General features: G+C 60.8%; 27 protein-coding genes and 1 other RNA gene. 12 read left to right on the forward strand and 16 right to left on the reverse strand.

Annotated elements, in window-relative coordinates:
* Window positions 1-27 precede the first annotated feature (27 nt).
* The 3 genes from ssrS to HDE79_RS03545 form a co-directional block, all read right to left on the reverse strand.
* A non-coding RNA gene (ssrS, locus tag HDE79_RS03535) (6S RNA) lies at window positions 28-214 on the reverse strand.
* 148 nt (window positions 215-362) lie between these two features.
* Window positions 363-668, reverse strand: coding sequence for a cell division protein ZapA (locus HDE79_RS03540; RefSeq protein WP_184600529.1), 306 nt, complete (start codon window positions 666-668; stop codon window positions 363-365).
* Between the two features lie 34 nt (window positions 669-702).
* A complete protein-coding gene (locus HDE79_RS03545) occupies window positions 703-942 on the reverse strand; it encodes a TIGR02449 family protein (RefSeq protein WP_184600530.1) in 240 nt (79 codons plus the stop codon).
* Between the two features lie 122 nt (window positions 943-1,064).
* On the opposite strand from HDE79_RS03545, the gene HDE79_RS03550 reads away from it, so the two are divergent.
* Together HDE79_RS03550 and HDE79_RS03555 are read left to right on the forward strand one after the other, a co-directional pair.
* The gene (locus HDE79_RS03550) at window positions 1,065-1,628 is read left to right on the forward strand and encodes a UPF0149 family protein (RefSeq protein ID WP_184600531.1); all 564 of its coding nucleotides are present in this window, start codon (window positions 1,065-1,067) and stop codon (window positions 1,626-1,628) included.
* The gene (locus tag HDE79_RS03555; RefSeq protein WP_255488225.1) at window positions 1,625-3,010 is read left to right on the forward strand and encodes an aminopeptidase P N-terminal domain-containing protein; all 1,386 of its coding nucleotides are present in this window, start codon (window positions 1,625-1,627) and stop codon (window positions 3,008-3,010) included. The genes HDE79_RS03550 and HDE79_RS03555 overlap by 4 nt, the downstream gene beginning before the upstream one ends.
* A gap of 13 nt (window positions 3,011-3,023) precedes the next feature.
* Here HDE79_RS03555 and cydX read toward each other — a convergent pair whose 3' ends face one another.
* The 10 genes from cydX to rph form a co-directional block, all read right to left on the reverse strand.
* Window positions 3,024-3,164, reverse strand: a complete 141-nt coding sequence (gene cydX / locus HDE79_RS03560; RefSeq protein WP_184600533.1) for a cytochrome bd-I oxidase subunit CydX — start codon at window positions 3,162-3,164, stop codon at window positions 3,024-3,026.
* A gap of 40 nt (window positions 3,165-3,204) precedes the next feature.
* Window positions 3,205-4,335 carry a cytochrome d ubiquinol oxidase subunit II gene (cydB, locus tag HDE79_RS03565; RefSeq protein WP_184600534.1) on the reverse strand — a complete coding sequence of 377 codons (1,131 nt, stop codon included), beginning with the start codon at window positions 4,333-4,335 and terminating at the stop codon, window positions 3,205-3,207.
* A 10-nt stretch (window positions 4,336-4,345) separates the two neighbouring features.
* Complete coding sequence (locus HDE79_RS03570; protein WP_184600535.1) at window positions 4,346-5,911, reverse strand: cytochrome ubiquinol oxidase subunit I; 1,566 nt, start codon at window positions 5,909-5,911, stop codon at window positions 4,346-4,348.
* Window positions 5,908-6,120: a cytochrome oxidase putative small subunit CydP gene (cydP, locus tag HDE79_RS03575; protein WP_184601086.1), complete on the reverse strand. Its 213-nt coding sequence runs from the start codon at window positions 6,118-6,120 to the stop codon at window positions 5,908-5,910. Before cydP ends, HDE79_RS03570 begins: the two co-directional genes overlap by 4 nt.
* 247 nt (window positions 6,121-6,367) lie before the next feature.
* Window positions 6,368-7,690, reverse strand: coding sequence for a Xaa-Pro dipeptidase (pepQ, locus tag HDE79_RS03580; protein WP_184600536.1), 1,323 nt, complete (start codon window positions 7,688-7,690; stop codon window positions 6,368-6,370).
* 153 nt (window positions 7,691-7,843) lie between these two features.
* Window positions 7,844-8,203 carry a PilZ domain-containing protein gene (locus tag HDE79_RS03585; RefSeq protein ID WP_184600537.1) on the reverse strand — a complete coding sequence of 120 codons (360 nt, stop codon included), beginning with the start codon at window positions 8,201-8,203 and terminating at the stop codon, window positions 7,844-7,846.
* Window positions 8,200-10,461 carry a DUF1631 family protein gene (locus tag HDE79_RS03590; RefSeq protein WP_184600538.1) on the reverse strand — a complete coding sequence of 754 codons (2,262 nt, stop codon included), beginning with the start codon at window positions 10,459-10,461 and terminating at the stop codon, window positions 8,200-8,202. The genes HDE79_RS03585 and HDE79_RS03590 overlap by 4 nt, the downstream gene beginning before the upstream one ends.
* 100 nt (window positions 10,462-10,561) lie before the next feature.
* Entirely contained in the window at window positions 10,562-11,728 is a 1,167-nt protein-coding gene (hemW, locus tag HDE79_RS03595) for a radical SAM family heme chaperone HemW (protein WP_184600539.1), read from the reverse strand.
* Window positions 11,725-12,330, reverse strand: coding sequence for an RdgB/HAM1 family non-canonical purine NTP pyrophosphatase (gene rdgB, locus HDE79_RS03600; RefSeq protein WP_184600540.1), 606 nt, complete (start codon window positions 12,328-12,330; stop codon window positions 11,725-11,727). Before rdgB ends, hemW begins: the two co-directional genes overlap by 4 nt.
* 6 nt (window positions 12,331-12,336) lie before the next feature.
* Entirely contained in the window at window positions 12,337-13,068 is a 732-nt protein-coding gene (gene rph, locus HDE79_RS03605; protein WP_184600541.1) for a ribonuclease PH, read from the reverse strand.
* 89 nt (window positions 13,069-13,157) lie between these two features.
* On the opposite strand from rph, the gene HDE79_RS03610 reads away from it, so the two are divergent.
* On the forward strand, window positions 13,158-14,021 hold the full coding sequence (locus tag HDE79_RS03610) for a YicC/YloC family endoribonuclease (RefSeq protein WP_184600542.1): 864 nt from the start codon (window positions 13,158-13,160) through the stop codon (window positions 14,019-14,021).
* A 246-nt stretch (window positions 14,022-14,267) separates the two neighbouring features.
* Here the strand turns inward: HDE79_RS03610 and HDE79_RS03615 are convergent, their stop codons facing one another.
* Window positions 14,268-15,386 carry a hypothetical protein gene (locus HDE79_RS03615; protein WP_221439994.1) on the reverse strand — a complete coding sequence of 373 codons (1,119 nt, stop codon included), beginning with the start codon at window positions 15,384-15,386 and terminating at the stop codon, window positions 14,268-14,270.
* A 361-nt stretch (window positions 15,387-15,747) separates the two neighbouring features.
* Between HDE79_RS03615 and HDE79_RS03620 the strand changes: the two genes are divergently transcribed.
* On the forward strand, window positions 15,748-16,116 hold the full coding sequence (locus HDE79_RS03620; protein ID WP_184600543.1) for a hypothetical protein: 369 nt from the start codon (window positions 15,748-15,750) through the stop codon (window positions 16,114-16,116).
* A gap of 5 nt (window positions 16,117-16,121) precedes the next feature.
* Window positions 16,122-16,748, forward strand: coding sequence for a guanylate kinase (gene gmk, locus HDE79_RS03625; RefSeq protein WP_184601088.1), 627 nt, complete (start codon window positions 16,122-16,124; stop codon window positions 16,746-16,748).
* Window positions 16,749-16,752: 4 nt separating this feature from the next.
* Here gmk and HDE79_RS03630 read toward each other — a convergent pair whose 3' ends face one another.
* Complete coding sequence (locus HDE79_RS03630; RefSeq protein WP_221439995.1) at window positions 16,753-17,100, reverse strand: AAA family ATPase; 348 nt, start codon at window positions 17,098-17,100, stop codon at window positions 16,753-16,755.
* Window positions 17,101-17,259: 159 nt separating this feature from the next.
* Between HDE79_RS03630 and HDE79_RS03635 the strand changes: the two genes are divergently transcribed.
* The 5 genes from HDE79_RS03635 (at window position 17,260) to HDE79_RS03655 (ending at window position 20,869) form a co-directional block, all read left to right on the forward strand.
* Window positions 17,260-18,096: an ATP-binding cassette domain-containing protein gene (locus tag HDE79_RS03635; protein ID WP_184600544.1), complete on the forward strand. Its 837-nt coding sequence runs from the start codon at window positions 17,260-17,262 to the stop codon at window positions 18,094-18,096.
* Window positions 18,093-18,869 carry a lipid asymmetry maintenance ABC transporter permease subunit MlaE gene (gene mlaE, locus HDE79_RS03640; protein ID WP_184600545.1) on the forward strand — a complete coding sequence of 259 codons (777 nt, stop codon included), beginning with the start codon at window positions 18,093-18,095 and terminating at the stop codon, window positions 18,867-18,869. Before HDE79_RS03635 ends, mlaE begins: the two co-directional genes overlap by 4 nt.
* An 81-nt stretch (window positions 18,870-18,950) precedes the next feature.
* Window positions 18,951-19,856 (forward strand): outer membrane lipid asymmetry maintenance protein MlaD, encoded by a 906-nt coding sequence (mlaD, locus tag HDE79_RS03645; protein ID WP_184600546.1) that lies wholly within the window; start codon window positions 18,951-18,953, stop codon window positions 19,854-19,856.
* 24 nt (window positions 19,857-19,880) lie between these two features.
* Window positions 19,881-20,561: an ABC transporter substrate-binding protein gene (locus HDE79_RS03650; RefSeq protein ID WP_184600547.1), complete on the forward strand. Its 681-nt coding sequence runs from the start codon at window positions 19,881-19,883 to the stop codon at window positions 20,559-20,561.
* Window positions 20,558-20,869, forward strand: coding sequence for an STAS domain-containing protein (locus tag HDE79_RS03655; protein WP_343205899.1), 312 nt, complete (start codon window positions 20,558-20,560; stop codon window positions 20,867-20,869). The genes HDE79_RS03650 and HDE79_RS03655 overlap by 4 nt, the downstream gene beginning before the upstream one ends.
* Window positions 20,870-20,951: 82 nt before the next feature.
* On the opposite strand, the gene HDE79_RS03660 is transcribed toward HDE79_RS03655, so the two are convergent.
* Window positions 20,952-21,782, reverse strand: a complete 831-nt coding sequence (locus tag HDE79_RS03660; RefSeq protein ID WP_255483665.1) for a VacJ family lipoprotein — start codon at window positions 21,780-21,782, stop codon at window positions 20,952-20,954.
* Between the two features lie 216 nt (window positions 21,783-21,998).
* Here HDE79_RS03660 and rpoZ point away from each other — a divergent pair, with 216 nt between their 5' ends.
* Window positions 21,999-22,289: a DNA-directed RNA polymerase subunit omega gene (gene rpoZ, locus HDE79_RS03665; RefSeq protein WP_184600549.1), complete on the forward strand. Its 291-nt coding sequence runs from the start codon at window positions 21,999-22,001 to the stop codon at window positions 22,287-22,289.
* A gap of 141 nt (window positions 22,290-22,430) precedes the next feature.
* Entirely contained in the window at window positions 22,431-24,599 is a 2,169-nt protein-coding gene (locus HDE79_RS03670; protein ID WP_184600550.1) for a bifunctional (p)ppGpp synthetase/guanosine-3',5'-bis(diphosphate) 3'-pyrophosphohydrolase, read from the forward strand.
* The last annotated feature ends 46 nt before the right edge of the window (window positions 24,600-24,645 follow it).

The raw sequence follows: 24,645 nt of genomic DNA on the forward strand, positions 1-24,645 counted from the left end.
CAGACGACAGCCGGGTATTGTTAGGTGGCGTTTACCGCGATGCCGCTGCCCACCAAACGACCTTGATCCAAAATGGATCAGGTGGGAGAGCTACATGGTCTAAAGGCTTTCCGCACGAAGCGGACATGCGCAACAACCGATGTGAAGCCGACCCGGGGCCGTAATTAGGAACAAGGCAAATGTAAGAGTGTGCTGGCGCACATCGCAGAAAACGCCGGGTTTGATTTTATGCCCTTACCGAGGAATGTGCTACCGAGTTCGGACTGGCCGGGTTCATTATCCGGCGAGATATTGACGCATCCGGCACCGGTTGTAGCGGGCGAGCGATCTGGTATGCACACCCTGATGCAAGCGATTCGCGATCAGCGCTTCAATCCGTCGAATTCCAGCGCTGCATCCAGCTTGCTGCGCAGGGCTGCCAGGCCATTGCTGAGCCGCTGTTCCTGGCCGTCGTGTTGCTTGCGCAACAGCAGAAATTCGTGCGCGACGCTTACGGCAGTGAGCACGGCCAGTCGCTCGAAGCTGGGGGCCTTGGCGTTGGCGCGCAGTTCGCGCATCTTGCGATCGAGAAAGCTGGCCGCCTCGATCAGGCCCTCGCGTTCTTCCGGCTCGCAGGCAATCAGGAATTCGCGGTCAATCAGTCGCAGTGCGACCGGTTCAGTGCTCATAAGCTGCTCTCAATCCCCATTGCTCCAGACACACTCAACCGTTGCTCTCCAGCGACTTCAGTCGCTGGATCATCGCCTCGACCCGGCCGCGCGCCTGCTCGTTGCGCGCCAGCAGGCCGGCACGCTCGCCGGACAGCTGCTCCTGGCTGTGGCGCAGGCTGCGGTTTTCCTCGTGCAGGCGGCGCACCGTTTCCAGCAGCCGATCAAGCTGCTGGCTCAGTGCGGCCAACTCCTCGCGGACGGGGTCGGAACGGACGGGATCGGGTGTGCTCATGGTCGAAACTATAGCAGGAGGCATGCTGGAAATTGGCGCCAGACAGCGTGCCCATCGGCAGGAATCCGTTGGCGGGCGGCGCCTGCATTAAACTGACAGGTATTCTTTGATGGAGCACCGCCATGGCGGATACCGAACTGGTTGGTTACGACGAACTCGACACGCTGGCCATCAGCCTGCGGCTGGGCACCGAGGCCAGCGAATTGCACGGTTCGCTGTGCGGCTATCTGGCCGGTGGCGGGTTGCTGGGCAAGGTCGCGGTGCTGTCCGCACTGCAGCTCGATGGCGAGGCCACGCATCCCTCGGCCGACGATCAGGCGCTGCTGGATAGACTGGCCAGGCAGTGCGAAACCGAACTGGCCGACCCCGAGTTGGGCTTCGAGCCGCTGCTGCCGGCGGACGACCGTCCGTTGACCGAACGCGCCGAGGCGATGGTCGACTGGTGCCGCGGTTTTCTCGGCGGCTTCGGTCTGGCCGGCACCAGCGCGCACGCGCAGCTGTCCGACGAGGCACAGGAAGTGCTGCGCGACCTGGGCACCATTGCCGCCTCGTCGTTCGACTTCGGCAACGAGGACGAAGACGAGGACGCACTGATCGAAGTGCAGGAGTTCGTGCGCATCGGCGCCATGCTGTTGCATACCGAATGCACCGCGCACGGCAAATCGGCCAGCGGCACCTTGCATTGAAGCCAAGCGCACCAAAACTCGCTGCCATTGGATCGGCCGGTTTCGGTGCCGGTGGCGTGAGTCTGGCCTCGCTCGCGATTACACCTGAAGAGTTCGCTAGCCGTCGCCGCCAGCTGATGCAGATGGCCGGCGACGATGCCGTGATGCTGGTGGCCGCGGCGCCCGAGCGCATGCGCAATGCGGACGCAGCGTGGCCATACCGGCAGGATTCGGATTTTCATTATCTGACCGGCTTTCCCGAGCCCGAGGCGGTGCTGGCCTTGCTGCCCGGTCGTCAACATGGCGAGGCGGTGCTGTTCTGTCGCGAGCGCGATCCGACGCACGAGCGTTGGCACGGCGAGTCGATCGGCACGGATCGCGCGGTGGCCGAATTCGGCATGGACGACGCCTTTCCGATCGAGGACATCGACGACATCCTGCCCGGCATGATCGAGGGCCGTGCGCGCGTCTACTGCCATTTCGGTAGCGAACCCGAATTCGATGCGCGTCTGCTGGGCTGGATGCGCCGACTGCGCCAGCTGCGCGGCGGTGGCGTGGTACCGAAGGAGTTCGTGGCACTCGGCCATCTGCTGCACGATTTGCGGCTATACAAATCGCGCGCCGAATTGAAGCTGATGCGGGCGTCGGCTTCGATCGCGGTGGACGCGCATCTGGCTGCGCTGCAGGTCGCCGTGTCCGGTCGGCGCGAATACGAAGTCGAGGCCGAGCTGCTCAGTGTGATGCGCAGTCGCGGCGCGGTATCGGCTTTCGCGCCGACCGTCGCCAGCGGCGTCAACGCCTGCGTGATGCATTACCAGAGCAACCGCGCAGCGCTGCGCGATGGCGAGCTGCTGCTGATCGATGCGGGTGCCGAACTCGATTGCTATGCATCCGATATCAGCCGCACGTTTCCGATCGGTGGCCGTTACAGCCGCGAGCAGCGCGCGCTGTATGAAGTCGTACTGGCGGCGCAGCTGGCCGCGATCGACGAAGTCCGCCCTGGCCATCCGTTCAATGCACCGCACGTTGCTGCTGTTCGCGTACTGGCCGAAGGCCTGTGCGAGCTGGGCCTGCTCAAGGGTAGCGCCGATGCGGCGATTGCCGACGAGAGCTACAAGCGATTCTTTCCGGCCAAGACCGGCCACTGGCTGGGCATGGACGTGCACGATGTCGGCGATTATCGCGTCGGCGGCGAATCGCGCGTGCTGGAGCCTGACATGGTGCTCACTGTCGAACCGGGCCTCTACATACCGCCGGACGATCGCTCGGTCGCCGAGCGCTGGCGTGGCATCGGTATTCGCATCGAGGACGATGTGGCGGTGACACGCGATGGCAACGAAGTGCTGACCGAACGCATGCCAAAAGAGGCCGAGGCGATCGAGGCTCTGCTGGCGGCACGCTGAGTTTTCGCGGTCGTCAGCTCAACTCGTCCGGCAATTGGTAATCGTCGCGCAAGCGATTGGCTTCATCGCTGGCGTTCACCTCGAACCACATCGCGTTGAGGATGGCGAAGGCGCAGGCCAGGCCGAGTCCGAGTATCCAGGCGAAATACCACATGTTGTTCAATCTCCGGTGATTGGATGGGAGGAGGCAGCGTTCAATAGCCGCCGTGCGCCGCGCGGATCTGCGCCAGCGTGACGCGGCCGCGCATCACCCGATAAACCCAGCTGGTGTAAATGATGATGATCGGCAGAAACAGCGCCGTCGCTCCCAGCATCAGTGACAGCGTGCCGTGACTGGACGAGGCGTCCCACACGGTGAGGCTGGAGCGTGGGTCGAGGCTGGACGGCATCAGAAACGGAAACAGCGCAAAACCTGCCGAAGCGATGGTGCTACCCACCATCAGGCTGCTGGCGATAAAGCCCGCCACGCTGCGTCGGCCAACCAGCAGCTGCACGCCGATGGCCGAGGCAAACGCCAGTGCGGGTGCGATCCAGAACAGTGGGTACTGCAGGTAGCTGGCGAACCACGTGCCACCCAGTGCCACCTGCTTGAACAACGGGTTGGAAACGCCTTCGACGAGCGCGGCACCACTGATGGCGTAGCCCGGAATGCGGTAGCCCAGCCAGATGCCGGCCGTGACATACAGCACCGCGTAGATCAGCGTCAGCCAGCGCGCCATTTTCACCGCGCGTGCCGCAAGCACTTCATCGGCTTTCAGCGCGGCCCAGCAGGCACCGTGGGCCAGCAGCATGCTCAGCGATACCAGCCCGGCGAGCAGCGCGAACGGATGCAGCAGATCGAACAGGCCGCCCTGCCAGGTCATGCGCAAGTCGTCGTCGAAACGGAACGGCAGACCAAGAAACAGGTTGCCGAAGGCGACGCCGGAAATCAGCATCACCACCACGCCCGATGCGACCAGCACCCAGTCCCACAGGCTGGCCCAGCGCGGGTCGTGCACCTTGCCGCGAAAGTTGAAGCCGACCGGGCGCAGGATGAAACCCAGCAGCACCAGGAAAATGGCCAGATACATGCCGGAAAACGACACCGCATAAAGCATCGGCCAGGCGGCGAAGGTGGCGCCGCCGGCGAGGATGAACCAGACCTGGTTGCCTTCCCAGGTTGCTTCGATGCCTTCGATCAGCACCAGCCGTTCCTCATTGTTTCGACCGAGCACTTTCAACAGGCCGGCGACCCCGAAATCGAAGCCGTCCATGATGGCGAAACCGATGAAGAGTGTGCCGAGCAGGGCCCACCAGATCACGCGCAACGTAGCGTAGTCGAACATGGCGAAATCCTCAGTGACCAGCGGTAGCGATGGTGCCGTTGTGTAGCCAGATACCCAGGCCGTCCGGCCCCTTGCGGGTGAATTTCAGCATCAGCCATACGTCGACGATGGCCAGCGCGGTATAGAACAGCACGAAGCCGCCGATCGAGGTGAGCACCTGACCCGAGCTTACTGACGACACGCCAAGCGCTGTCGGCAGCACGCCCTCGATCGCCCATGGTTGGCGGCCATACTCGGCTACGATCCAGCCCATTTCGATCGCCAGCCACGGTAGCGGCAGGCTCCATAGCGCGAGCTTCAGAAACCAGCGGTGCTTAGTGAGTTCGCGCTTGCTCGCTTTCCAGAACGCCAGGGCAAACAGCGCGATGAAGTAGATGCCGCAGCCGACCATGATGCGAAACGCCCAGAACAGCACGGGTACGTTGGGTATCGTGCTGTCGGCGGCTTTCTGGATATCCGCCGGCGTCGCCTGGCGCGGATCGTCCACGTAGCGCTTGAGCAGCAGGGCGTAGCCCATGTCCTGATCATGCGCCGCCAGTGTCGCCTGGGCCTGTGCGTTGTTCTTGTCCTGACGCAGCATCAGCATGGCGTCGTAGGCCTTCACGCCTTCGCCGATGCGGCCCTTGGCGGTGTCCACCAGTTCAGCGATGCCGGGCATGGTTTCGTCGGTCGAGTGCGTGCCGATCAGGCCCATCACCCAGGGAATCCTCACCGCCAGATGCGTGGTGCGCTCCTGCACGTCGGGTAGGCCGAACAGGGTGAACGGCGCGGGCGCCGGCTCGGTGTGCCACATCGCCTCGATCGCCGCGAGCTTCATTTTCTGGTTCTGTGACACGGTGTAGCCGGAGGTATCACCCAGCACCACCACCGATAGTGCCGCTGCCAGACCGAAGCTGGCTGCCACCGTCATCGAGCGCTTGGCGAAATCCACGTTGCGCCCGCGCAGTAGATACCACGCGCTGATCGACAGCACGAACATCGAGCCCAGCACGTAACCGCCGCTCACCGTGTGCACGAACTTGGCCTGCGCCACCGGATTGAACACCACGTCGCTGAATGAAGTGACTTCCATGCGCATGGTCTGGGCGTTGAACGCAGCCCCTACCGGGTGCTGCATCCACGCATTGGCGATCAGGATCCACACGGCCGACAGGCTGGTGGCCAGCGCGAGAAAGCAGGTCACCAGCAGATGCTTGACCCGCGAGATGCGATCCCAGCCCATGAAGAACACGCCAACCAGGGTGCCCTCCAGGAAGAACGCCATCAACCCCTCGATCGCCAGTGGTGCGCCGAAGATGTCACCGACGTAATGCGAGTAGTACGCCCAGTTCATGCCGAACTGGAATTCCATGGTGACGCCGGTGGCCACACCCATCGCGAAATTGATGCCGAACAGCACCCCCCAGAACTGCACCATGCGCTTCCATACCTCGCGCCCGGTCATTACGTAGACCGCTTCCATCACCGCCAGCATCCAGACCAGTCCCAGCGTCAAAGGCACAAACAAAAAGTGGTATAGCGCGGTCATCGCGAACTGCAGACGCGACAGCGTGACGACATCGGTATCGATGATCATGGATGCGTTTCCGGATGAGCTGAGGATGGTGCTAGCCGACGAGCGATCGCATCGGCGCTGGCATCGGGTTTGGGGTGGGGCGCAAACAGCAGCCACCAGATCAGCATCAGGAAGGCGAGTTTGGCGAAGATGACAAGCACCAGCTCAAGGGCAAGGCGACGCAGTGGTCGCCTTGATGCGCGGTGTGACCAGAAGCTGGATGGCGACATGTTCAAACGGCAGGACTCCTTGCGAGCACCTGCTGCCAGACTACGCCGATCGGCGTAAAACTATCAGCCTCATTTCGCTCAGGCCAAGGACCGGCATGTGATGCACTTGTCGATCTCGGGCGTACAGCGCAGGCGGGCGCTCGTCCGTGCGCGGGAAGTGTGGCTGAAAGCCGCAGGGGTGTTGTCGTTGCCGTCGATACTCTGCGTCGGCATGGCGACACAGAGTATCGACGCTTGCGATGAAATCTCAGCTCAGGCGAGCGAACGCATCGCGCGTGAGGTTTTCCGGTGCGCCATCGGTGCACACTACGTCGTCCTCGATGCGAATGCCGCCGTACTGGCGGAAGGCATCGACCCTGGCCCAGTCGATGTCGGCTGATACCGGCTTGTCGCGCAGTTCGGCCAGCAGCATGTCGATGAAGTACAGCCCCGGTTCAATGGTAACCACCATGCCCGGCTCAAGTACGCGGGTCATGCGCAGGTATGGATGGCCGTCTGGATGGCTAATCGTGCCGCCACGTTCATTCTGCTGGAAGCCGGCCACGTCGTGAACCTGCAGGCCGATCGGGTGGCCCAGGCCGTGTGGTAGAAACGCGCCGGTGACGCCCGAGGTTACGGCGCTCTCGGCACTCATTCGAATAAAGCCGTGTTCGCGCAGCACCTCGGCCAGCATGTGGTGTGCGTGAATGTGCAGCTCGGAATAACTCTGGCCAGCGCGCACCTTGGCAACAAAGCTCTGCTGAGCCACATCGACGCTGTCGATCAGTGCCTGGAATTCGCTGGCATTCGAGCCTGCATAGGTACGGGTGATGTCGCTGGCATAACCGGCGGCACTCGCGCCGGCGTCGATCAGGAACGAGCGGCTTTGTGCTGGCGGCGTGCGATCAAAGTTCGTGTAGTGCAATACCGCGCCATGTTCGTTGAGCGCGACGATGCTGGCGTAGGGCAACTCGGCATCGTTCTGGTGTGCTGCCGCGAGGTAGGCCATATGGATGCCGAATTCGCTCTCGCCGGCGCGGAAGGCCTGCTCGGCGGCACGGTGCGCACGCGTGCCAAGGCGACTGGCTTCGCGCATCAGCTCAAGCTCGTACGGTGTCTTGTAGCTGCGGTACCAGTGCAGATAATCGAGCAGGACCTGCGGGTTATTCGCCTCGACACTATCCATCGCCGCGTAGCCGGCAGCGATGACTGCACGCCGGCCGCTCGGCAATTGCGCGACCGCTTCGACAGCAGTGCGCACGATGACGATATCGAAATACTCGATCCAGTAACCCTGCGGGACATCTGGTACCACGTGCCAGTAATCGCGTGGCTGCAGAAAGATCAGTTTCGGCTTGCTGCCTGGCGTGTAGACGATCCAGCTACCCGGCGCGTCGGTCAGCGGCAGCCAGTGCTTGAAGTGTGGGCTGGCGACGAACGGTTGATCCTGATCGTCCAGAAACTTGCGCAGCGGCATGCCGGCAGCAATCAGCAGATGGTCGAAACCGGCGAGTGCGAGCGCCTTGTCGGCGCGTTCGCGCAGCGTGTTCAGATGGTCTGGATAAAGCGAAGCGAGGCTTGAAGCGGGCATGCATATTCCTGCAGATGAGCGGCGGCGTGTGGGCCACTTCGCGCGGCGTGATCGGGACGCCGGACAACGCCTCAGTGGCGGAAAAGGCCAATCATACGGCCATAAAGAAGGCGCGCACGATTGCGTGCCTTGGACCCAGCCGTCGGCTGGCGGTCAGTTTTTATCGAGCCAGCTATGCAGCCGCTCGGCGTCGGTATCGCTGATGGCGACGATCCGATAGCCGGCCCAGACCTGACCGGGGCTGGCTGCGTGATCATGCCATTGCTCCTGGATGCCAACCTCGATCAGCGATGAGGCGCCTAGCTCCTGGCCTGGTTCGGGCAGCGGTAGCCTGATCTGAAAGAGCGCTTCGCTGCGCGGAGTCTGCGCGCTAATCAGCAGCATGCCGTTGCTGGAGAGATTACCTACGTAACCGATCATCCGGCCGCTGATGACATCAGTCACTTGCGCAGGGAAGGGGACACGTTTGCGTTCGATGCGGCGCTTTTCGCCGGAGTGGTCTCGCAAGTTCATCGGCTGTCGGACTCCGGTCGGCGGCTATGTCCCGAGGTGTTCGGCTGGCGCAGGCTGCCGGTGAGGCTGCGCCAGGCACGATCGAGTATGCCTTCACGCTGCAGCGGTACTTCGCTGACGCGACCGGCAACGATTTCGTGGGCGAGCTGCGCGATATTCATCTCCTCGCCACGCTGGCCGCGCCGGGTGACCAGCAGGCAGCGACCGGATATCGGCGAATGCCAGGCCAGTTTGCGTCGCACCCTTTGTTCACTGGCCGGATCGGTGAACTCGAACCAGCTGCCAAACGGCAACTCATGCAGATGCTGCTGAACCGCCAGCTCGCGCGGATCGACAGTCGCCTCCTGCGGGAGTTCGGGAATGGCCGAGTCCTGGCTGGCGGTTTCACCCAGCCGCTGATGCTGTTTGAGGCGCAGCGCAAGGTCGGTAGTGCTGGGCAAGTCCACGTTGGAATCCGGGTCATCCAACCCAAGCAATCGCCGTGCTACCTGCACCGCTTCCCCGGCGTGCATGCCGATCTGCTGCAGGCCGACTTCCACATCGACTTGCAGTCGGTCGCGATCCCCTATGGGTAAACGGCCGAGTAATTGATCAGTGATCGCCAGCTGGGCTTGGAAGGCGCCGCTTTGCTCGCCATGACGCAGCAGCGTCAGCGCCAACACGTCGGACCAGGCGCGATCGAGCAGGGCGCGCAGCAGGCCGCGCGGTGGCGTTTGCGCAAAGCGCTCGGCCATGTATTCGCTGGCTCGCTGGCGTGCCTGGTCCAGCCGCTCGCGACCCTTGGCGGCTTCCAGATGTCGGTTTTCGGCAGTTTGTGCTTTGCGTGTCAACAGGGACAGGTGATGTTCGATATCGGCGAGCAGGCTCGTATAAAGGCCCGCCGTTGGCGGTTCCTGATTGGCCCGGGTCACCAGCTGGTCGAGCTTCGCTGCCAGCGGTCGGCCGCTTTCGTCGTCGCTGCCATCGAGCCAGTCGTGCGCGGCGGCGGTAACCGTATCGAGCAGTTTGCGCGCGGGATGTTCGCGTTGTTCAAAGAATGCGGGATCCGCTACGGCAATACGCGTGACGGGTAATTGCATATTGCCGAGCAGGGCGTGCGCATTATTTTCGCCGCCCAGCATTTGTTGGCCAAGCTGTTGGAACAGCATGGCGACAAGATCCACCGTGTCGCCTTGTTCGATGCTGAGCTGAGTTCGTGGCGCATCGCTGGGCTTGCCCACGTTGAGCTGGGTGAGCAGTTCTTCGCGCAATCGCTGGGCACTGCGCAACTCGCGGCTGGCCTGATCGGTGACTTTGAACAGATGCTGCTGCAGGGCGCCCAACGCGATCTGCAATTCATCGGCACTGGCGGCACGGCCAGGCGGTTGGTCGTCTGTCGCAGCGCTGGTGGTGCGTCGCTGGGTCAGTAGATCACGCAGAGATTCGAGTACCTCGATGGAGTCACCGGGCGCTGCGCCCGATGCGGCTGTCTGACGTGTCTTTACCGTCGATGCTGCGGTGACCTCCTCTGGCGCAACAACGTTGGGTCGTGTGTTGATCTGTCGTGGAACCGGGATACTGCGCAGCTCCGGCAGAATGCCGTCGTCGAGCAGCTTTGCGTTGACGGCGTCATAGACCGGCGCGAGCAATTGGATCAGCTGCTCCTCAACACTTTGCATCAGCAGCAAGTGGTGCTCCAGCGGCAGCTCGAGCGCCACGCTGGCGGCGTGAATGGCGCGGGTCAATACGTAAGGGCCGAGCGGCAGCGAGTGGCCGTCCAGCGGTGGCGCGCCAATCAATACGGCCAGTCGGTAGCCCAGTTCGTAAAGCACGCCGTTGTGGCGCATTTCGCCGCGCGCGCCCAGACGCTCGATCGACATCACCATTTCCTGCTCGGCCTGATCGAGCAGTTGCAGCGACAGTCGTGATCTTGGGCTGGCAGACGCGTCAACTTTGACAGCAGTTTTGTCGATGTCATTGAAGGCTTCGGCGAGTTCCAGCAGGAAGCGTTCTTCGAAGGCCACGCGGTCGTGTACCGTGCGCAGCCGGCTGGTCAGGAAATCCTGCTGTTGCTTGGGCAGTTTGGCGCTTTCGGCCTGCTTGAACAGCTTCTGCTCGAAGTCACTCAGGCATTGATGCAGCGGCTCCTGCAAGCCTTCCACGCAAAGCGCATAAGAGGCTTCAAGCAGCCGTTGCGCGCGCGCAGGCCAGCGTCCGTCTTTCAGACGAAATGATTGGTACGCCTCGAACCGACGGCGTCGATTCTGCTCGACATCCATGATGAACTCGCCCCGTCCCCAATCCTTGTGAGTTTATGCTGCTTGTCACAGACACGCTACCAGATAATCGTGTACAAGCCGTGCGGCTCAAGGTTCCGTATCAGTCCATAAAACTGGCGATCACATCGTTCAGAAAGCGCTGGCCAAGTGGGGTGGTGTGCAGCTTTTGCGGGTCGTCCATCAGCCAGCCCCGCTGGCGGCCGGCGGTCAGTGCTCGCGCAATTGTCTCTGGCATCAGTCCGGTACGTGCCGTGAAATCTTCGGACGGCACGCCGTCCACTAGCCGCAGCGCGTTCAGCATGTACTCGAACGGCAGCTCGGCCGCGCTGACCACGCTGTCGCCGCCGATTCGCGCTGGGCCGCCACCCGCATCCATATAGGCCTTCGGCAGGCGGGATTTCCAGCGGCGGTGGACTTGGCCACTGGCTGCGTCGCTGATCTTGCCGTGTGCACCAGCGCCGATGCCGAGGTAATCGCCAAAACGCCAGTAGTTGAGGTTGTGCGCACAGCGCCGGTCGGGCTGTGCGTAGGCGGAAATTTCGTACTGGCCGTAGCCGGCTGCCGCCAACGCCTGCTCGCAAGCTTCCTGCATCGCCCACGCATGATCGTCATCCGGTAGCGGCGGCGGATTGGCGGCGAAAGCGGTGTTGGGCTCGAGGGTGAGCTGGTAGTGCGAGATGTGTGTCGGCTGCAGGGCAACAGCTCGCGCGACATCGGTCAGCGCGCCATCGAGCTGTTGTTGCGGCAGCGCATACATAAGATCGAGGTTGATGTTGCGGTAGCCTGCATCCTGCGCCGATTTCACCGCAGCCTCGGCCTCGCTGGCGGAATGGATGCGGCCCAGTCGCTTCAGCTTGTCGTCGTCGAAGCTCTGGATGCCGAACGAAATGCGATTGATGCCCGCAGCGAGATAGCCATCGAAACGGCCATGTTCGACCGTGCCAGGATTCGTCTCCAGTGTGATCTCAGCGTCGTCGGGCAGCGGCAGGCGTTCACGCACGCCATCGAGCAGGCGCTCGATCAGTTCCGGTGCAAACAGGCTCGGTGTGCCACCGCCGAAGAAGATGCTGATGATGGAGCGGCCTTCGAGCGCCGCGGCAAAATCGCTACGGTCGGCATCGAGATCGGCGAGTAGGTGATCGATGTAGTTGTCGTAAGGCGGCGGTTCGCTGCGCAAGCCATGCGAGTTGAAATCGCAGTACGGGCACTTCTTCACGCACCACGGCATGTGTATGTAGAGCGACAGTGGTGGCGCGAGCAGGCTCATGCCGAGGCGTGCAGCTCGATCAGTCGCGCGTGCAGTTTTGCCAGTGCCTGGCCGCGATGACTGAGCCGATTCTTCGTCGCGGTATCGAGTTCGGCCACGCTGGCGGTCTGGCCATCGGGCAGGAATAGTGGGTTGTAACCAAAACCATTCGTGCCGCGTGGTGCATCCAGGATGCGCCCGTGCCAGCGTGCTTCGGCGATCAGCGGTGCCGGGTCGTCGGCATGCTGCAGCAGCGCGAGCACGCAAATGAAGAACGCACCGCGTTGCTCCGTCGGCACGCCATCGAGTTCGCGCAGCAGTTTCAGGTTGTTCGCCGCGTCGTCGCCGTGGCCGCCACTGTAGCGGGCCGAATACAGGCCCGGTGCGTTGTGCAGGTAGTCGACGCACAGGCCGGAGTCGTCGGCCAGCGCCGGCAGGCCGGTGGCGCGCGCGGCATTGCGTGCCTTTAACAAGGCATTCTCGACGAAGGTTAGGCCGGTTTCCTCGGCGTCCTCGACGCCGAGGCTGCCCTGGGTAATCACTTCAAAGCCGCTGTCGGCGAACAGCTCGCCGAATTCGGCGAGTTTGCCGCGGTTGCTGCTGGCAAGAACGATGCGCCCCATGGCAATTCAGCCTTGCGCCAATGCAGCGCGCTGCGCCAGGACCAGTTCACCAATGCCTTTCTCGGCCAACGCCAGCAGCGCGTCCATTTCATCGCGACGGAACGCGTGGCCTTCGGCCGTGCCCTGGACTTCGATGAAACCGCCGCCGTCGTTCATCACCACATTCATGTCGGTATCGCAGTTGGAATCTTCGGCGTAGTCCAGATCGAGCACTGGCAAGCCCTTGTAGATGCCGACTGAGATCGCTGCGACAGCACCGACGATCGGATTGCGCTTGAGGTTTTCACGCTTCATCAGGTAATTGATCGCATCGACGAGTGCCACGTAGGCACCGGTGATTGCCGCGGTACGCGTGCCACCGTCGGCCTGGATCACGTCGCAGTCCAGCGTGATGACACGCTCGCCCAGCGCCTGACGATTGATGCAGGCACGCAGGCTGCGGCCGATCAGTCGCTGGATTTCCATGGTCCGGCCGCCCTGGCCGCCGCGCGCGGCTTCACGCTGCATGCGGGTGTTGGTGGCGCGTGGCAGCATGCCGTATTCGGCGGTAACCCAGCCTTCGCCCTTGCCACGCAGCCAGGCCGGCACGCGATCCTCGATGCTGGCGGTGCACAGGACGCGCGTATCGCCGAAGCTCACCAATACCGAACCTTCGGCGTGGCGGGTGTAATGACGTTCAATGGTGATGCTGCGCAGCTGGTCGCTGGCGCGGCCGCTGGGGCGGGTAACGGAATTCATGGGGTTGTTCGCTGAGATCGCCGGATCAAGCAAGGCGGGGTCGGAGAGTTTACCATTGCGTCCTGTTTCCCACGTTTGGATGACTCCCCATGATCCGCAGCATGACGGCCTATGCCAGCGCCGAAGCCACCGGCCCCGCAGGCACCCTCAGCTGCGAGCTGCGTACGGTCAACCATCGATATCTGGAGCTGAGTCCGCGTCTGCCTGACGAATTGCGCAGTTTCGAGTCGCTGCTGCGCGAGCGGATCGCGGCCAAGCTGTCGCGCGGCAAGCTCGATATCACCGTGCGCGTGCGCGGCAACGAAGCACGCGGCGACACGTTGCAGATTAACGGTGCGCTGGTGACGAAGCTGGCCGAGCTGGCGCTGGACATGCAGGCGCGCTTCCCGAACCTGCAGGTGGAACTCACCGACTTATTGCGCTTTCCCGGTGTGATGCAGCAGGCCGAGATCGACCCGGAAGCGCAGCAGGCGGCGCTGTTCGAGGTGCTTGATCGCGCACTCGACGTGCTCACCGCCACGCGCGAACGTGAAGGCGAGAAACTGGGCGAGATCCTGCGCGAGAAGCTCGACGGCATCGAACGCGTCGTTGCCGATGTGCGTACCTGGATGCCGGAAATCCGCGCCGCCCTGCGTACACGGCTTGAAGGTCGGCTGGCCGACATCAAGCAGCCGATCGAGCCGGGTCGGCTGGAGCAGGAGCTGGTCATGCAGATCACCCGCACCGATGTGGACGAGGAGCTGGACCGGCTCAGCACGCATATCGGCGAAACCCGCCGTGTGCTTGGGTTGAAGGAACCGGTCGGTCGCCGACTGGATTTCCTGATGCAGGAGTTCAACCGCGAGGCGAACACGCTGGGTTCCAAATCGGTCGATGCGCGCAGCACCAATGCGGCAGTCGAGCTGAAGGTGCTGATCGAGCAGATGCGCGAACAGGTGCAGAACATCGAATGATGCCTAAGAAGGCTCGTCTAATTCATCGCGCCGGGATCCCGAGATGGCTATTCGATGAGCCTTTTCTTGTCCGGTGCAGAATCATTCGTCCAGACGCATGTGGTAATCCGCCACTGGATAAGGTTGGCGTCTGATTCGAGCGTCGCCGTGATGTCTTGTCGCGAACCGACGCGGGTCTTGGCCGAGGGGATTTTTCCCCTCGGCCTCCCTGCACGGTCGCTATCCATAGAAAGCGACCGAAAAGACTCAGTTCGATTCGGTAAACTGAATATAGGGCGATGATGCGCCCGTGGCGGTGCAGCTGCCGGTCAAGGTCAAATTATTGGTTTCGCCGGTGAAGCCCGCATCGGATGGTCCAACGCATGTTGGCGCGCTCGTGCTGCCGTCAGTGACGGCATCTTTCACCGTTATCGTCGAGCCTGTATTGAAGGTCGCCGCTGATCCGCCACCGTCACCGACGATATTGAATTCCGACTGGTTCCAGACGGCTGCGATATTGACCTTGCTGTCCTTGGTGGTCAAGGTGTATGCGGTGGTGCCATTGGTGAATACCGTCGTATCGTTGCCTCCTGACACGACCGAGCCAGAAAGCTTCACATTCGCCAGTTGGCTAGCTGCTACTGCAGGCGCCGATATGGCACTGCTGTTTACGTAGCAGTCTTCGCCGATGCCGTCCGGGTCCGCTCCGGCATCGTTCCACCCGCTCGGACAGGTACCGCCACTCCTAGTGCTGCTGCCGTAGCTAAAAAGCCAGTATTGAATGAATACGTAACCCGAGCTAACGTCCGACTCATAAATGAACTGTTGCCAGACTGTGCAATACGAGTAGCTTTTGCACGTAGACGTAGTGCCATTGAAGTTCGTGTTGAGCTGAAGCGTATAGTCATTCGAGCCATCCGTGCCCGTTTCGCTCGTCACCCCGGATACTGTCGGGAAACTTCCGACTGTTCCGCTCAGCAACCCCGGGCCTTGAACAACGTAATCTTCGCCATTGCCGACGGTTTGGGCACGACCTGCCGCTTGTGACTTTGTATTCGTTGAATCACCGAATACGCTTCCACTACGTGACGGAACCTTCGACCGATATTTCGCCGGTGCGGCGACGCACGTTGCTTTTTTCCAGAGAATGCTGGGGTAAGAGGCGCTGTAACAGCCTTCGGCAGGCGCGCCATGACGTGCCATGTCCGCACGCCAGGATTCTTGTGCCTGAGCTTCGGCAGCGCTGACAGGCGGTGCGGTAAAAACCGCTTCATTGTCAGTCGGAGCGGCAAAAACAGCGGATGAGGTTCCAATCGCACCCACAAGACTCGCCATAATCGCGAGCTGAATCATGTAACGCGTGCCGGACTTGGATTTCGATTGCATATTTATTGCTCCCATTTTGTTACTCCCATTAAAAATGAAAGGATGCCAATCAAACCTGATTAAAAATAATTAAAAATATAATTTAACTAGAAAATGTACAAATTGAGAATGTTGATACTAAAATGCGCTGGCATCATGCTCAATAGGAAATATTCACCTGTAAGGGTTTCCAGGTAATGGGGACAAGAAAGCATTATTTTACGATGAATCGTAAAATAATGCGTATTTAATAAATTTTAAACTGCTGTTGCAGGCGACGTTTCACGGCACTTATACCGCCATAACAAATTATTCTTTGGAGCAAGTCACAGTTTAAATTTATTGATTCAGAACGTATGTTGCTTGCTCAGAGTTGTCGCAAATGATGGCCATCCGATGCCATGAATACACTGCGTTACTCAATAAATTTCAATTTGAGCGCAATGCAGTTCGAGAAAGTGCTGGGCGTTACGAAAAATCGCGGCACTACCAGTCGATGCTCAGAAAGCCGAACACGCCGACCGTGCTGGGTGCCGGCGAAGAATGGATGCGGCTCACGTCAACGCGCTGGATCGATGCCGACCCGGCGGACCGAATGGGCTGGCTCAGTCGCTATACTGCGGCGATGAAAATCAGCACTCAACCCGGTTGCAACCTGACATATGCCGCGACTCTGCCGCGCGGGAGTCTTGCCTGGGACAACTTGTCGCTCGCATGGATGGCGCTAGGCCGGGCGCAGGACATCGCATGACGGCGATGTCTGACAACGCCACCCTGTTCGTGGTTGCCGCACCGTCGGGCGCGGGCAAGTCGAGTCTGGTCAACGCACTGCTGGAGCGCGAGCCGGCGATTTCGCTGTCGGTATCGCACACCACACGCCCCCCACGGCAGGGCGAGCAATACGGCCGCCACTATTTTTTCGTTGAACGCGCGGAGTTCGAGCGCGAAATCGCCGAGGGCATCTTTCTTGAGCATGCCGAAGTTCACGGCAATCTTTACGGTACATCGCGTACCACGGTGCAGTCGCTGTTGAGCGAAGGGCATGACGTGCTGCTGGAGATCGATTGGCAGGGCGCCGAGCAGATTCGTCGCAGCAAGCCCGACTGCGTGGGTATTTTCATTTTGCCACCGTCACGGGCCGAACTGGAGCGCCGCCTGCGCGGCCGCGGCTCGGACAGTGCCGAAGTGATCGAGCGCCGTTTGCACAACTCGCGCGGTGAAATTGCCCACGCGCACGAGTTCGACTACATCCTGATCAACAATGTCTTTGCGGACGCGTTGAATGATCTGCAGGCGATCGTGCAGGCGGTTCGTCAGCGCAGTGCGCTGCAATGGCGGCGCCACGAGGCACTGATTGCGGAACTGCTTGCGGCCGATTCCTGAATGCTCAGTTGAAGAAGCTTTCGGCGCGAAGGAAAAATCCGTCCTTCGGTCGTCGAAAAGTCTTTGTCAGCAGCAGGTATTCATGCAGATCCGAATGCGAGGCGCGCGTGGCAAAGCGAAAGTTCTTCGTTCCACCCTCCGGATTGAAACCCCAGGCCGTGGCGATGGCCTCCATCAGCGTGGATTTGCCGCTGCCGTTCTCGCCGACCAGAAAGGTGACTGAGGGATGTAGCTCAAGCGCCGTAAAGTCGCGCAACACGGGCAGGGCAAATGGGTAATGATCGAACGACGGCACGCGTTCACGGCGCAGTCGCACGTCCATGACGTAATGTTCGGCATCCATCGTTCGCATGCAGCATTCCCTCGCTTTTCGTGGTCCATGGTCAGGCATCGTCGGTCCAGATTCAAACGTCGTGGTCTGAATACCCGCCTGCCGTGTGGGTGGTTTGGCGTGGCGCTAGGGCGAGGCTTCCGGTAACTTGTACCCTCTTTAACGCATCTGATGATCGCCATGACCGAACCCGTTCGAGCCGCGCCTGACGACAGCACCCTGGTGCGGGTTCGTGGCCTGACGACGGTGCTTAACGGCAAGACCATTTTCGACAAGCTTGAACTCGATATCCCGCGGGGCAAGGTCACCGCCATCATGGGTCCCAGCGGCACCGGAAAAACCACCCTGCTCAAGCACATCACCGGTCAGATGCGGCCCGACGCCGGCCAGATTCTGGTCGGGGGCAAGAATGTGCCGGAGCTGTCACGCGAGGAGCTGTACAAGCTCCGCGAGGGCATTGGCTACCTGTTCCAGAATTCAGCATTGCTGACTGATTTCAGCGTGTTCGAGAACGTCGCCTTTCCGCTGCGCCAGCACACCAAGCTGCCCGAAGTGCTGCTGCGCAACGTGGTGCTGCTGAAGCTGCAGGCAGTGGGTTTACGTGGTGCAGCGGAGCTGATGCCGAACGAACTGTCCGGCGGCATGGCGCGCCGCGTCGCGCTGGCGCGGGCCATCGTCTTCGATCCGATGCTGATTCTCTATGACGAACCGTTTGTCGGGCTCGATCCGGTGGCCTTGAATCAGGTGCTGAAATTGATCCGTACGCTCAACGAGACGCTTGGGATTACCAGCGTGCTGGTCGCGCACGAAATCGAAGCGGTAAAGCAGGTGGCCGATCACGTGTTCCTCATCGCCAACGGCAAGGTGGTGGCGCAGGGCGACCCGAAAACCATCGCCAACGATGGCTCGGCATGGACGCGCCAGTTTTTCGGTGGTGGGGCGGATGGTCCGGTGCCGTTCCAGTATCCGGCGGGCGATTACGCGCAGGCGCTGGGCTTTCCAGGAGCCGCGAAATGAGCGCGCGCCCCGTACAGAGCAGCAACGTGCTGACCGGATCACTGGCGCAAATCGGCAACTGCGGTCTGTTTCTGCTGACCCTGTTGGCGGCGATTCCGCGCAGCTTCCGCTATGTGCGTGAAACACTTCGCCAGCTGTGGTTCGTCGGTGCGATGAGCCTGACCATCATCATGGTCTGCGGCCTGTTCGTCGGCATGGTGCTGATGCTGCAGCTGTATCACGTGCTGTCGATTTTCGGCGGCACCTCGGCCAGCGGCATGGTGGTCGCGCTATCGGTGTATCGCGAATTGGGGCCGGTGGTGACGGCGCTGCTGTTTGCCGGCCGCGCCGGCACCTCGATTACCGCTGAAATCGGGCTGATGCGTGCCACGGACCAGATCGATGCGATGGAAATGATGGCGGTCGATCCGATCGCCTACGTGGCGACACCGCGCTTTCTGGCTGGGCTGATTGCGATGCCGCTGCTGTGTTGCGTGTTCTGCGCAATGTCAGTGCTGGGTGGCCATCTGGTCGGTGTGACCTGGCTTGGCATCGATAACGGCACGTTCTGGTCGAACATGACCGCCGTAGTGGATCTGCACACCGATATCGTCAATGGCGTGCTGCTGAAAAGCCTGGCGTTCGGCGCCGTGGTTTCGCTGATCGCGGTCTATCAGGGATTCACCACGCCACCGACCAGCGAAGGCGTGGCCTATGCCACTACGCGAACGGTGGTTGCCTCGTCGATCGCCATTCTGGCCTTGGACTTCGTGCTCACGGCGTTTCTGATGTGAACGCGTTGACGAGATCGTCGCCATGAACCATTCCACCATGTTCCAGTACCTATCTCCCCAACGTTTATCGAGGATCGTGCCGTGAGCCAACCGAGAAATTCCTATGCCGTCGGCACCGGCCTGTTCATCGTGCTGGGTTTTGCCGCGCTGGTGTATCTGGCCACCCAGACGACGTCGGTGGCCAATGTCCATCAGGGTTCCAGCTACACCGTCGATACGCACTTCGCCAATATCGGCCAGCTGAAAGAGCGCGCGCCGGTGAAGATTGCCGGCGTGCGCATTGGCCAGGTGCAGTCGATCACACTGCAGCCGGGTGCCGAAGTGGCCGATGTGAAGCTGGCGATCGACAAGAACTACGACAAGATTCCGCTGGACTCGGTGGCGACGATCTTCACCAGCGGTCTGCTGGGCGATCAGTACGTCGGCATTGTCTACGGTACCTCCAAGAAAACGGTTGCCGAGGGTGGCACGCTGGCGCTGACCAAACCGGCAGAGCAACTGGAAGACATGCTGGGCAAGTTCTTCGGTGCGGGTGGCATGGCCGACAATCTCGGCGGTACCTACACGGTGACAGCAGACTTCACCAATGTCGGCACGCTCTCTGCCGGTGCGGCGGTAAAGATGGCCGGTGTGCCGATCGGCAGCGTGCAATCGGTGGTTGCCGATCCGGTGAAGCTCGACGCCAAGGTTACCCTGGCCATCGACAACCGCTACAACCAGATTCCCGATGATTCGTCGGCGGCGGTATTCACCAGCGGCTTGATCGGCGCGCAATTCGTCGCCATACAACCGGGTGGTTCACCTGACGCACTCAAGAATGGTGATGAGATGGTGCTGACGCAATCCGCCATGCAACTGGAGGATTTAATCGGCAAATTCCTGGTCAATGGTTCGTCAAGCGATCAGAAAAATGCCGGCAATGGCACGTCGCCGGGTAAATCGTCATCCGACAAACCGTCTTCCCCTATCCCCACCGGCAAACAGTAGCCGGTCATGTCCAAGGAGTTCTCCATGTTGCGCAGACTGGCTCTTGCCACCGCTATCGCTATGGGCACCATCGTCGCCACTCCGTCATTCGCCCAGGATCCGGCGCCGGCGACGGCTGCCCCTGCTTCCCAACAGACACCCGAACAGATCATCCAGTCGATTGCCGATCAGCTGGCCAGTGCCATCGACGGTCATCGTGACGAGCTGAAGCAGAATCAGGACAAGCTGATCAGCATCATCGACGAGGTGCTGTTGCCGCATTTCGATATCGACTACGCGTCGATCCTGGTGCTGGGTCAGCATGCCCGCGAGGCCACGCCAGCGCAGCGCGAGCGTTTTGCCAAGGCGTTCTACAACTCGATTACCCATCGCTACGCCGAAGGCCTGCTCGACTACACGCGTGGCCGCGTCAAGGTGCTGCCGTTCAGCGGTGACCTCAACGACAAGCGCACCGTGGTTCGCACGCAGGTAACGATGGATGACGGCAAGCTGGTCTCGATTGATTACGCCTTCCGCAAGAGCCGCTCGGGTGACTGGAAAGCCTATGACGTGATCATCGAGGGCATTTCCTATGTCACCAACTATCGCAATCAGGTGGATGCCGAAATCCGCAAAAGCAGCATCGATGCGCTGATCACCAACCTTGAATCCAAGGGTGGCAGCGCGCTCGATACGATGGCAAAGGACAGCAAGGGCGGGCAGTGACAGCGATCATCACCGAACGCGGGTTCGAACTCGCCACCAGTACGCCGGGTGTTCTCGGCGTCACTGGTCTGCTCAACTTCAACACGGCGGCCGCCGCCACGCAGGCAATCGAGTCTGCGTTATCGGATCCTTCGATCGCGCAACTTGATCTGGCCGGCGTGAAACACGCGGACAGCGCCGGGCTTTCCTGCCTGGTCGCGGTCATGGCTGAGGCTGCCCGGCAAGGTCGGTCGCTCAAGGTCATACATATGCCCAGCGGTATGCAGGCACTGGCCAAGGTGTCCGAGGTCGATCAGTTGATCGATTAGTCAGCATGATTTTCACCAATAAAAAAGGGGCCGCTGGCCCCTTTTTCATGTCGCTTGATGATATGTCTCGGATCAAACCTGGCTACTGCTTGCTGCCTTCATTCGTCTGGCCAGGATGACTGTTTTCCCATTTGTGCTGCTGATCCAGCAGCTCGTCAGGGTCAAAATTCTTGTCGTCGAGTCCCTGCATATGCTGGATAACGCTGTCCGGCGGATTGCCGTCGTAAATGTCGTAAATGCGCTGCTGACGATACGCATCGCGAAGGAATACGTACGGGTCGTAAGCCGAGTTGAGGAAATTCTCCGCATCGATGGCACGTGCGCGAAGATTGACCAGATAGATGACCTGCGGCAGATACTGCAAGCCATGGTCGTGATTGTTCTGCGCGTAATAGCTGAGCGGATCCAGGAAATAGCTGTCGACAGGTATGCGCCAGATATCACGAGCCGTGCTCGGACCAAACAGTGGCAACATAAGATAGTCCCCCTCCGGCAGTCCCCAGCGCGCCAACGTGATGCCGAAATCGTTGGTTTCGAGCGGGATGCCGAACTGGCTGGCGGGATCAAACAAGCCAACGAACCCGATGGTCAGATTCACCACCATGCGACCGGTGCTCTGTACCGCTTGCTTCGGGCGAGCTTGTAGCAGATCGTTCACTACGGTGATCGGCATGCGAATCGTGGTGAAAAAGTTGTTCACCGACGTCCGCACCGGCGCATTCGTCACGTCGCGATAGCCAACGGCTACCGGACGAATAATCGCCTTGTCCAGTGTGTCGTTGAATTTGTATACCTTGCGGTTGTACTTCTCGAGCGGATCATCGGTGCGCGGCGGGGCGATGGTGGCGCAACCGGCCAGCAGCACGATCGCAAGCAAAAGCAACCAGCGGCTCAAGGACATGGATCGGGGCATGGGGGGCATCGGTGCTGATCGTTCGCGTGCAGGGAGGGGGGTGACATAATTGTACTGACTAGTTTTATATCTTGCACGGCTTTCAGTGTGCTTTCAGTGTCATCAAGCCTGTGTGTAGGGCAGCCGGCCATCATACGCGCTGGCCACATTGCCAGCAAAGCGCCCGCTGGCTACACTACTCAGCCATATAAGTCATTTATTTTTTGAGGATTTCGCATGGCACGTATCACCGTTGAAGACTGCCTCGAGGTGGTCAACAACCGTTTCGAGCTGGTGCTTATGGCTACCAAGCGCGCGCGCCAGCTGGAAAAGGGCGCCGAGCCTGCCGTCAATCCCGAACAGGACAAGCCGACTGTGCTGGCCCTGCGCGAGATCGCCGAGCGCCGTATTGACCAGACCATGATCGACCAGATCGACACGGCCGAGCGTGAGCGCGCCGAGCGCGAGGCGCTGGAGTGGGCTGCTGCCGAGGTTGACGACGACCTGTCCAAAGGTGGCGATGACTGATGGATGCCGGCTGTCGACAGCGAGCCTTCCGCACTGTTTTTTCTAGTGCTGCCGGTCACGCGCGTGCAGCCACCATCAAGTCATCCGTAGTCGTTTATTCCTGTTGCATCGAGGTGGGCGCCTGAGCTGGCGCCGGCTTCCATGACAGCGGCCACGCACCCCGGTCCGGTCGACATGTCCGTGTTGCCGCCCTATGTGCTGGCTCTCAAAGAGCGCGTCGCTTATTTATCCGACGTGCAAATCGCCAAGGTGATTCGCGCATTCCAGGTTGGTGCCGACGCGCATGCCGGGCAGGAGCGCAAAAGCGGCGAACCGTACATCACTCATCCCGTGGCAGTGGCCGGCATTCTGGCCGAGCTGGGGCTGGATGCTGAAACGGTTATCGCTGCGATCCTGCATGACACGCTGGAAGACACCGAGCTGAGCCGTGAAGCCCTGTCTGCTGAATTCGGTGAAGTGGTCGCCGAACTGGTCGACGGCGTCACCAAGCTGGACAAGATGCAGTTCGGTACCCGGCAGGAAGCCGATGCGGAGAGTTTCCGCAAGATGCTTCTCGCCATGGCACGGGATCTGCGTGTGATCCTGATCAAGCTGGCCGACCGTTTGCACAACATGCGAACGCTGGGTGCCAAAGACGCTGCGTCGCGTCGCCGCATTGCCCGCGAGACGCTGGAAATCTACGCGCCGATTGCCCAGCGCCTGGGCATGAACAAGTTCAAGGCGGAACTGCAGGACCTGGGCTTTCGCGCGCTGTATCCGGATCGCTATCGTGTGATCAGCGAGCGCATTCGCGCTGCCATCGGCAATCGCCGTGAAGCGATGGGCAAGATCGAGACCGCTCTGACAAGCCGGCTCAGCACCGAGCATATGCAGAGTACAGTGGTGGGGCGGATCAAGTCGCCGTGGAGCATCTATTCCAAGATGCACGACGAGCACAAGAGCTTCGCCCAGTTGATGGACGTCTACGGTTTTCGCGTGATCGTTGACAGTGCGATGAGTTGCTATATGGCACTTGGCGCCGCGCATGCTTTGTATAAACCGGTCGATCGACGCTTCAAGGATTTCATCGCGATTCCCAAAGCGAACGGCTACCAGTCATTGCACACCGTTCTGCTTGGCCCGTTTGGCGCCCCAATTGAAGTTCAGATACGCACGGCCGAAATGGACTCGGTAGCTGAGCGGGGTGTGGCAGCACACTGGGCTTATAAAACCGACAGCGGTCCGGCCAACAGCGCGCAGGCGCGCGCGCGCGAGTGGCTCTCCTCACTGGCTGACAGCTCGGCTAATACTTCGTCGTCGGCGGAATTTATCGAAGCGGTAAAGATCGATCTGTTTCCGGACGAGGTTTACCTTTTCACACCACGTGGCGACATTCTTTCACTGCCACGGAACGCTACGGCGCTGGACTTCGCCTACGCGGTGCATACCGATGTCGGCGACCATGCGGTGGCAGCGCGGGTCGACAAGAAGCTGCTGCCATTGCGCACGCGACTGGCATCGGGGCAACTGGTGGAAATCATCACCGCGCCATCAGCGATGCCGAATCCGGGGTGGCTGGAGTCTGTCGTTACCAGCAAGGCGCGCACCGCGATTCGTCAGTATCTGAAAAATCTTCAGCACGAAGATGCGGTGGACTTTGGCCATCGCATGCTCGATCGCGCGCTGGGCGCGCAGGGCAGCAGCCTGGATGGCGTGCCAACGGCGGTGCTGGATCTGTTTCTCGAAGCGTCCAAATTCAATCGGCTGGAAGAATTGCTATCCGATATTGCGCTGGGTAACCGCATGCCCGATGTGGTTGCCGGTCAGTTGCTGGCGCTGCGTGGTGAGCGTGCCGACGGCGCGCCGCAAGCCTCCAAGCGTGTGCACGAAAAAATTCGTATCACCGGTGCCGAGCGCGGCGTTCTGAGTTTCGCCAATTGCTGCCATCCGCTGCCTGGTGATGACATCGTTGGTTATCTGTCGTCGGGCAAGGGCATCGTGGTGCACCGTGAGGAATGCCCCAACGTGATCGAGCTGCGCAAGTCGCCCGAACGCTACGTGCCGATCGAGTGGGATCGTGGCGTACAGGGTGATTTTCGCGCCCAGTTACGCATCGAAGTCATCAACCGTCCCGGCGTGCTGGCGACCGTGGCGGCGGCGATCGCAGCGGCGGATTCGAACATCGACAACGTGGAGTACGTCGAGCGCGATGCCGCTGCGGCAACGCTGCTGTTCTCGATGGAAGTGAAGAGCCGCAAGCATCTGGCCGAAGTGATCCGCCGTGTGCGGCGCACCGGCGTGATCAGTGGCGCGCATCGTTATCCTTTGTAAGGCGAGTAGCGAGAACGTCGCTACATCGTTGCGAACTTGCGCCGTC

This window comes from Rhodanobacter sp. MP1X3 (assembly GCF_014207165.1).
Classification (GTDB): domain Bacteria; phylum Pseudomonadota; class Gammaproteobacteria; order Xanthomonadales; family Rhodanobacteraceae; genus Rhodanobacter.

Bases quoted from the DNA above. Each gene is read 5' to 3' on its own strand.
- HDE79_RS03540 (WP_184600529.1), bottom strand. From the start codon at position 668: ATGAGCACTGAACCGGTCGCACTGCGACTGATTGACCGCGAATTCCTG.
- HDE79_RS03545 (WP_184600530.1), bottom strand. From the start codon at position 942: ATGAGCACACCCGATCCCGTCCGTTCCGACCCCGTCCGCGAGGAGTTG.
- HDE79_RS03550 (WP_184600531.1), top strand. From the start codon at position 1,065: ATGGCGGATACCGAACTGGTTGGTTACGACGAACTCGACACGCTGGCC.
- cydX (WP_184600533.1), bottom strand. From the start codon at position 3,164: ATGTGGTATTTCGCCTGGATACTCGGACTCGGCCTGGCCTGCGCCTTC.
- cydB (WP_184600534.1), bottom strand. From the start codon at position 4,335: ATGTTCGACTACGCTACGTTGCGCGTGATCTGGTGGGCCCTGCTCGGC.
- HDE79_RS03570 (WP_184600535.1), bottom strand. From the start codon at position 5,911: ATGATCATCGATACCGATGTCGTCACGCTGTCGCGTCTGCAGTTCGCG.
- cydP (WP_184601086.1), bottom strand. From the start codon at position 6,120: ATGTCGCCATCCAGCTTCTGGTCACACCGCGCATCAAGGCGACCACTG.
- pepQ (WP_184600536.1), bottom strand. From the start codon at position 7,690: ATGCCCGCTTCAAGCCTCGCTTCGCTTTATCCAGACCATCTGAACACG.
- HDE79_RS03585 (WP_184600537.1), bottom strand. From the start codon at position 8,203: ATGAACTTGCGAGACCACTCCGGCGAAAAGCGCCGCATCGAACGCAAA.
- HDE79_RS03590 (WP_184600538.1), bottom strand. From the start codon at position 10,461: ATGGATGTCGAGCAGAATCGACGCCGTCGGTTCGAGGCGTACCAATCA.
- hemW (WP_184600539.1), bottom strand. From the start codon at position 11,728: ATGAGCCTGCTCGCGCCACCACTGTCGCTCTACATACACATGCCGTGG.
- rdgB (WP_184600540.1), bottom strand. From the start codon at position 12,330: ATGGGGCGCATCGTTCTTGCCAGCAGCAACCGCGGCAAACTCGCCGAA.
- rph (WP_184600541.1), bottom strand. From the start codon at position 13,068: ATGAATTCCGTTACCCGCCCCAGCGGCCGCGCCAGCGACCAGCTGCGC.
- HDE79_RS03610 (WP_184600542.1), top strand. From the start codon at position 13,158: ATGATCCGCAGCATGACGGCCTATGCCAGCGCCGAAGCCACCGGCCCC.
- HDE79_RS03615 (WP_221439994.1), bottom strand. From the start codon at position 15,386: ATGCAATCGAAATCCAAGTCCGGCACGCGTTACATGATTCAGCTCGCG.
- HDE79_RS03620 (WP_184600543.1), top strand. From the start codon at position 15,748: ATGATGGCCATCCGATGCCATGAATACACTGCGTTACTCAATAAATTT.
- gmk (WP_184601088.1), top strand. From the start codon at position 16,122: ATGTCTGACAACGCCACCCTGTTCGTGGTTGCCGCACCGTCGGGCGCG.
- HDE79_RS03630 (WP_221439995.1), bottom strand. From the start codon at position 17,100: ATGCGAACGATGGATGCCGAACATTACGTCATGGACGTGCGACTGCGC.
- HDE79_RS03635 (WP_184600544.1), top strand. From the start codon at position 17,260: ATGACCGAACCCGTTCGAGCCGCGCCTGACGACAGCACCCTGGTGCGG.
- mlaE (WP_184600545.1), top strand. From the start codon at position 18,093: ATGAGCGCGCGCCCCGTACAGAGCAGCAACGTGCTGACCGGATCACTG.
- HDE79_RS03650 (WP_184600547.1), top strand. From the start codon at position 19,881: ATGTTGCGCAGACTGGCTCTTGCCACCGCTATCGCTATGGGCACCATC.
- HDE79_RS03660 (WP_255483665.1), bottom strand. From the start codon at position 21,782: ATGCCCCGATCCATGTCCTTGAGCCGCTGGTTGCTTTTGCTTGCGATC.
- rpoZ (WP_184600549.1), top strand. From the start codon at position 21,999: ATGGCACGTATCACCGTTGAAGACTGCCTCGAGGTGGTCAACAACCGT.
- HDE79_RS03670 (WP_184600550.1), top strand. From the start codon at position 22,431: ATGACAGCGGCCACGCACCCCGGTCCGGTCGACATGTCCGTGTTGCCG.